The sequence below is a fragment of the Pseudoalteromonas luteoviolacea DSM 6061 genome, from assembly GCF_001625655.1.
In the GTDB taxonomy this organism is placed as follows: Bacteria; Pseudomonadota; Gammaproteobacteria; order Enterobacterales; family Alteromonadaceae; genus Pseudoalteromonas; species Pseudoalteromonas luteoviolacea.
On record NZ_AUYB01000016.1, the window covers coordinates 1 to 328 of the forward strand.

Annotated in this window: 1 protein-coding gene; it reads left to right on the forward strand. The window is 49.7% G+C overall.

Annotated features, from left to right (window positions below; all coding sequences use genetic code 11):
* Positions 1–328 (forward strand): SdrD B-like domain-containing protein (locus N475_RS01195; protein WP_155732516.1); only part of this gene is annotated, 328 nt, incomplete at both ends.

Below are 328 nucleotides of genomic sequence, written 5' to 3' on the forward strand. Positions count from 1 at the left end.
TCAAAACGGTGTGATCGATCCTGCGGACTCAGCGCTGAATAATATCAGCATCAAACTAACGGGCACTGACAAATATGGCCAAGCGGTTGAACTAACCACAACCACAAACGCGCAGGGTGACTTTAGCTTTACCGGGTTAATTGAGTCTAACGCCGATGGCTACACACTTGTGCAAACCCCTTCGAGCGAATACCAAACCGGTAAGCGCTATATTGGTACAGAAGCGGGTGCAGTAAGTAACATCGCTAAGGTTATTGTAGGCACAGAGCCCACGCCAGCGATCCGCTTTACCGAGAAACCAAAAGCGGGCGATAAGTCTGTTTCGGGT